Consider the following 6,856-nt stretch of genomic DNA (forward strand, 5'->3'; position numbering starts at 1 on the left):
AGTTAAACCTGTATTTAGACATTATATAAAAAATTATATTTCCCACAAGTACACAACTACAATACCTAATATTTTATAGCACTTTTCAGATTGATAAACCACATTGTAACAACTAAAACCCTGTAAGGGCGTTGCATGCAACGTCCCTACAAAGTTATCATTCTACTACTACTTAGGAATATAGCGCTACACATTAAGGTTAGGACATTTCTAAATCATGTTAGCGGAGCTTTTCCCTATACGAAAAACCCTTTGACAGTTTACTATTCCCTAGAGCGTACCGCTATACAATCTAGCTACAGACACAGTAAGCTCTCCCTCATTATCATCAGGATAAGTATCAACAAAAAAGCTATAAAGAGTTGCCGTTTCCAGAACTTCTAACGTTAATGTTTCATTATATCCATTCAAAGTTGACCAGGTTTGCTCAACTGGAATTTTCGTCTTTTTATTCTTCACTTTTCCGCCACAAATCCACAATAAAACCACTGGCTCACCAGATGGACAAATATTAGAACCATAGCCAAATGTACCACTCTTAATCCGCAAAATATAAATCCCTGGCTCCAGGATTTGAGAAACTGATGTTTCCTTAATTCCCCTCATTTGTTCATCATTTAGTAAATAGCAATTGTTGCGACTATGAACAACAAGATGCTGAATTTCACAGTCACCAGGGGTAATATTGCTAGTTTGTTTAGNGCTCACCAGATGGACAAATATTAGAACCATAGCCAAATGTACCACTCTTAATCCGCAAAATATAAATCCCTGGCTCCAGGATTTGAGAAACTGATGTTTCCTTAATTCCCCTCATTTGTTCATCATTTAGTAAATAGCAATTGTTGCGACTATGAACAACAAGATGCTGAATTTCACAGTCACCAGGGGTAATATTGCTAGTTTGTTTAGTTGTTTCCAGTTTGCTGTTTGATACTTGAGAAACTGCACCAGCGCCAATAGTTGCTGTTGCTGTAGAAGACAAAATTGTTCCTGTTTTTTCAACAGAATCAACTTCAGTAAACACCGGCATTCGCATCGGACTAGAACTAGCTATCTTCAGCCACTGGAAATTATTAGTAACATAACCAATCTCAGCGACATAATCAACATAGCCAACACTACCAATATTGATAGTTATTTCCTTCTTCTGGCTAGACTCATCACAATTGTACTGTTGTATATTGTGAGGTTTTTGTGACTCTAGATCGATATCTGTAACATCCAAAATCCGCACTTGGTATTGCTGTCCACCTTGTTGTTTAGCTGCATCTTTAGCAGTTTGAGCAACTCCCCAATAAGCATAAGCACTTTGATTAGTACGAGGAACTATTGTAATCCAACTAGATTTCAATGCTTCTTTTGGAATAACTGGTGTCGTCTGAGTTGCATTTAGCTGTGTACTGTTCTCTTGAGTCATATTAGATGGTGGCATCCGCAGTCGGTTTGAACGAGCTAGCTTTAACCACTCACCATCATCTGTGGCATAACCTATTTCTGCTTGATATTCGCGATCGCTCATCACAACAGGAACTTGCATTTGGTTCTGAGTAGACTCATCACAATCATAAGCTTGTACATTGCTAGCTGGTTGTGCATCTAGTTCAATATCTGTAACATCATAAACTCGTAACTGGTATTCTTCTCCACCTTCCTCTTTGGCATGATTTTGAGCAGTTTGAGAAACTTTCCAAGCCACCATCATATTCTCTGCATCATCAGGAGTAATAGTAACTTGACTGGGAGATGACATCAATTTCCACCTTGCGGTAGCTCCACTGACTAATCCTTTTTCTGTTCCTGTCCTAGTCTCTTTACTGACATATTCTTCTAGAATTAGCACTCGCTGAGAACGAGCCAGTTTTAACCACTCACCATCATCTGTCACATAACCTATTTCTGCTTGATATTCGCCATCGCTCAGTAAGTTACCTATTTGCCACTGCTGATTGGACTCTTCGGAATCATAATACTTGACACTGTGAGCTGTTTGTGAATCTAGGTCAATATCTGTAACATCATAAACCCGGAGTTGATATTGCTGACCACCATGTAACTTGGCTGCATCTTTGTCTGCTTGTGGTACTGACCAAGTTGCTGATGCTGTTTGACTAGGGCCAGGTGTGAGAGTTATTTGACTATTTTTTTCTTGGTTTGCCCAGGCTGCTACTAACGCTGCTATTCCTGCTGCTCCTGCTATTCCAGTTCCTGCTATTCCGGCAATACCTGTACCAATACTAACAATGTCTGTTTCATTGGTATCTTCTGAAGTTGTGTCAGTGGTAGGAGTTTCTGCAGTTTCTTCTGGAGTCTCTATTAAACCTGCTCCTGCTANGTTTCATTGGTATCTTCTGAAGTTGTGTCAGTGGTAGGAGTTTCTGCAGTTTCTTCTGGAGTCTCTATTAAACCTGCTCCTGCTATTCCAGTTCCTGTTATTCCGGCAATACCTATACCAATAGCACCAACGTCTGTTTCATTGGTATCTTCTGAAGTTGTGTCAGTGGTAGGAGTTTCTGCAGTTTCTTCTGGAGTTTCTACTAAACCTGCTCCTGCTATTCCTGCTAAACCTGCTATTCCTGCTAAACCTGTAACAATATTACCAACCTCTGTTTCATTGGTATCTTCTGCGGTTGTGTCAGTGGTAGAAGTTTCTGCAGTTTCTTCTGGAGTTTCTTCTGGCGTCTCTACTAAACCTGATATTCCGGCAATATCTGTACCAATACTACCAATGTCTGTTTTATTGACATCTTCTAGGGTTGTGTCAGTGGTAGGAACTTCTGTAGTTTCTTCTGTTGTTTCTTCTGGAGTTTCTACTAAACCTGCTCCTGCTATTCCTGCTAAACCTGCTATTCCTGCTAAACCTGTAATAATATTACCAACCTCTGTTTCATTGGTATCTTCTGCGGTTGTGTCAGTGGTAGAAGTTTCTGCCGTTTCTACTAAACCTGCTCCTCCTGCTATTCCTGCTATTGGAGTTGTGTCAGTGGTAGGAGTTTCTGCAGTTTCTTCTGGAATCTCTACTAAACCTGATATTCCAGCAATACCTGTACCAATACTACCAACGTCTGTTTCATTGACATCTTCTGGAGTTATCTCAGTAGTAGAAGTTTCTGCAGTTTCTTCTGGAGTTTCTTCTGGAGTCTGTACTAAACCTGCTCCTACTATTCCTGCTAAACCTGCTATTCCAGCAACACCTGTACCAATACTACCAACATCTGTTTCATTACTATCTTCTAAAGTTTTCTCAGTGGTAGGAACTTCTGTTGTTTCTTCTGTTGTTTCTTCTGGAGTCTCTGCTAAACCNAAGTTTTCTCAGTGGTAGGAACTTCTGTTGTTTCTTCTGTTGTTTCTTCTGGAGTCTCTGCTAAACCTGCTATTCCAGCAACACCTGTAACAATACTACCAACCTCTGTTTCATTGACATCTTCTGGAGTTGTGTCAGTGGTAGAAGTTTCTGTAGTTTCTTCTGTTGTTTCTTCTGGAGTCTCTGCTAAACCTGCTGCTCCTGCTATTCCTCCTATTCTGGTAATACCTGTAACAATACTACCAACGTCTGTTTCATTGGTATCTTCTGAAGTTATTTCAGTGGTAGGAGTTTCTGTATCTGTTTCTGGAGTTACTGTAGTTATTTCTGATGGTTCAGTTACCCTAACAGTAGTATCTACTCCTACTTCTTCCTCTAATATCTGCACTCGCTCAGAACGAGCTAACTTTAGCCACTCACTCTCATCTGTGACATAACCTATTTCGGCTAGATATTCTCGTTGAGTCTCTAGAGACTCTAGTTCTTTGTGCGTACTTGATTCTAAGATATCATGCTGTTGCACACTCTGGGGTAGAGGTATTTGTGAATCTGGCTCAATATCTGTAACATCATAGACTCGTACTTGATATTGCTCACCACCGTATGATTTGGCTGCATCTTTGTCTGCTTGTGGTACTGACCAAGTTGCTAATGCTGTTTGACCATAATTAGGGGTCAGAGTTATTTGACTATTTTTTTCTTGGTTTGCCCAGGCTGCTACTAACCCTGCTATTCCTGCTACTCCTGCTACTCCTGCTATTCCTGCTATGGGAGCTACTCCCATGCCAGACGTACCAATGGCTGCTTGATTTTCACCTTCTGGGGTTGGGGTGGGTGGAGCGTCAGGGCCTTCTGCGATTCCAGAACCAGTCACAGGAGTTCCGCCTACAGAGGGGGAGANGTACTGACCAAGTTGCTAATGCTGTTTGACCATAATTAGGGGTCAGAGTTATTTGACTATTTTTTTCTTGGTTTGCCCAGGCTGCTACTAACCCTGCTATTCCTGCTACTCCTGCTACTCCTGCTATTCCTGCTATGGGAGCTACTCCCATGCCAGAAGTACCAATGGCTGCTTGATTTTCACCTTCTGGGGTTTGGGTTGCTGGTGCATCAGTTCCTTCTCCAACTCCAGCACCAGTAACAGGAGTTCCCCCTACAGGGGGGGAGTCTGAATCTGTAGTTGTTCCAGGAGCTACAGCAGTTCCTCCTGTTCCTACTGACTCATCTCCACGCCCTCTTAGCAGTCCCCATAATAATGCTCCTATTAAAGGAATTCCTAATAACAGTAAGATCCACCAGGGAAATCCTTTTTTTTCTGTTTCTTGATTGGTATCACCAGTAGGTGCTTGCACCAGTGTTGTCTCAGTTGTATTATCTGGACTGGATGTAGTTGTTAGACCTCCCGCAGTTGAGGTATTAGTTTTCTCCTGCTGGTTTAATCCTGCCTCAGTTGTATTGTCTGGACTGGATGCAGTTTTTAGACCTCCCGCAGTTGAGGCATCAGTTTTCTTCTGTTGGTCTACTGCTGCCTCAGTTGTATTATCTGGACTGGATACAGTTGTTAAACCTCCCGCAGTTGAGGCATCAGTTTTCTTCTGTTGGTCTACTGCTGCTACAACTGCTTGACCACTTTCAGAAGTAACTAAACCAAGAAATGCTATAACTTCTGGAGGTGCAGCATCTTTTTTATAAACGTAGGTACGAGGTTGAGAGTATGGGTAGCGGGGGTCATCCGGCAGAATTGTGTGCATCTTAACAACCCGAACATTTTCCTTATTCAGCACTTGGTCAGCGATCGCATAGCCAATTCCATTTTCACCTAATTCTTTAATGACTGCTGCTGTATCATCCTCAGATAACTGAATCGTGTTACCTCCGGTCTGAAATAGACTTTTTTTAAACACCTCGTAGTTTTGGAAAGCTTGTCTGGTATCGCTAAAATCTGGGCGATCGATAAAGCGAATTTGTACTTCTGGGCCTCCTACTTCTGACCAATTTGTGATTTCTCCCCTAAATATTTTGGCAAATTGATCGAATGATAAATTTTTTTGAAATGGATTGTCCGGCCCGACTATAATCGCTATTTTACTTCTGTTAATGGGGACTTCAACTAATCCTTGGTCTTTTTCCTGAGAAGTTAATTGACGCCCCACAGCTACTAAATCTGTTTCTCCTTTTAATAGGGCTTCTAATACTGCACTTGTATTACCTGATACCAGTTTAACTTGAGCATCTGGATATTTTTGTTCGTAACGTTGTTTTAGTGCTTGATTAATAACTGTCATACTACTAGAGCCTGACAATGTTATTTTTGTGCCACTTGGCAGGGATTCAGGTAGTGGGTAAGTAGTATCTGAATTGACCGATTGAGCTAGGACAGTATTGCTTAAAAAAGATAAATTAGCAGCTTCTAAGGGCTTGGGAGTAGCAGTTAAGGTTAGCAATACTACTGATATTTGAAATAACTTTTGGCTAGATGAAGACATTTTTATCTGATTTATAGGAAGGACAAAATATGGTTAAATTAACCTTTAGCAATTAGCCTTCAGTTTGAATCTAACTTCCCTATCAGCTATTAGTTTTTTACTAATGAATTGACAGTTAAATTTTTTCCAACTGAAGGCTAAATTCCTTATGAATAATTTTTGTAATTACACCCTCAGTGGGCTTTTTACTGAGAGCTTTTTCAATGTAAATAGATAGATTTTGATGAAATATACTCTTGATTAGTTATGACTAAAATGGAAGTAAAGTAATAGTTTTTTGAGGTTTACGATCTTTAGTTCATCAAACAAATAATTCACATTTTAACTATAGATATTGTCAATTCTCCTTGATTATCCTCAATGTAACTATCAAAGAAAAATGCACAAATATTTGTTTTTTGTAGCACTTCTAAAGTTAAAGTATCGTCATCACCATTTAAAGTTGACCAAGTAGCTTCTACTTCTAAGTTAGTTTTTTTATTGATAAACTTGCCACCATAAATCCACAACATGACAATAGGTTCACTAATTTTATTGCCGTTATTTTGGTATCCAAACGAACCACTGCGAATTCTAATTACATAGATTCCTGGTTCTAATGTTGTCGAAACTGCTGTTTCTTCCTGAATTTTCCGCATAGCTTCAGCATCAAGGAGATAGCAGTTTTTTTTGCTGTCAATCTTCAGATCCGTAACTGTACAACCTTCCATATCTATTTCTATATTCCTACTCAAATTTTCTACTCTTCTTAACTAAGGCCATTCCTAGTATCTATTTGAAAATCTCATACAACTGTCCAACAATTAATAATCAGTCAGAGGCATATCTTAGTTTAAGAATCGTTCTGTAGTTAGTTTACACCTGTTTAGTCCATCCCTTTACTATTTGGCCTCATCAAAATATTAAATAATGTTGCCAACTTTGATTTTTTGAGTTAAGTTATATTACATAAGCTTGAAATAAAACAAGGATAATGGTCATGGAAAATCAAGATAAAAAGTTAGGTTTTACTGACTTTGCAGAAACTTGGAATGGTCGCTTGGCAATGTTGGGTTTTGTGATTGGT

Annotated in this window: 1 protein-coding gene and 3 pseudogenes; all 4 read right to left on the reverse strand. The window is 39.6% G+C overall.

The window, feature by feature from the left end; all coding sequences use genetic code 11:
* Positions 1–702 precede the first annotated feature (702 nt).
* Positions 703–2,317 (reverse strand): annotated as a pseudogene (locus AFK68_RS45520) (DUF4912 domain-containing protein); the annotation flags it as partial.
* 987 nt (positions 2,318–3,304) lie between these two features.
* Positions 3,305–4,088 (reverse strand): annotated as a pseudogene (locus tag AFK68_RS45525) (DUF4912 domain-containing protein); the annotation flags it as partial.
* Between the two features lie 117 nt (positions 4,089–4,205).
* A pseudogene (locus AFK68_RS45530) lies at positions 4,206–5,790 on the reverse strand (substrate-binding domain-containing protein); the annotation flags it as partial.
* Between the two features lie 314 nt (positions 5,791–6,104).
* A complete protein-coding gene (locus AFK68_RS16960) occupies positions 6,105–6,524 on the reverse strand; it encodes a hypothetical protein (protein ID WP_246844238.1) in 420 nt (139 codons plus the stop codon).
* Positions 6,525–6,856 lie beyond the last annotated feature (332 nt).

The organism is Hydrocoleum sp. CS-953 (assembly GCF_002260545.1).
Classification (GTDB): Bacteria; Cyanobacteriota; Cyanobacteriia; order Cyanobacteriales; family Microcoleaceae; genus Trichodesmium.